This window comes from Campylobacter sp. RM16188, assembly GCF_012978795.1.
In the GTDB taxonomy this organism is placed as follows: domain Bacteria; phylum Campylobacterota; class Campylobacteria; order Campylobacterales; family Campylobacteraceae; genus Campylobacter_A; species Campylobacter_A canis.
Map to the genome: position 1 here is coordinate 1 of NZ_LIWQ01000051.1, position 361 is coordinate 361.

Here is a 361-nt window from a genome sequence, read left to right on the forward strand (position 1 = left end):
AATTAAACAAGAGATTATACAAGACTTTGAAAGAGCTTTGCTTGGCGATTATATGAAAGATCGCGTTAATATTCTTTGGGTAGAGCATAGTGACAAAAACGGCAGGCTAGAACTAAATTTTTTAATTCCAAAAATAGATCTAATAAGCGGCAAGAGTTTTAATCCATACTATGCAAAGAACGATCAATTCAATATAGACTTATGGAAAAGAACTATTAACGATGAATACGGCTTTACAAGCCCTAATGATCCTAAAAGATTTAACAATATACGCATAGACAAAAAAGATCTTGCACATTACAACACAGTAGCAGAGCTAGATCAAACATTAAAAAATCTAGTAGCTCAAGGAGCAATTAAA

General features: G+C 32.1%; 1 protein-coding gene. It reads left to right on the plus strand.

Annotated features, from left to right (window positions below):
• Window positions 1-16: 16 nt before the first annotated feature.
• On the plus strand, window positions 17-361 hold a 345-nt coding region (locus CDOM16188_RS11145), incomplete at its 3' end, for a relaxase/mobilization nuclease domain-containing protein (protein ID WP_367649355.1).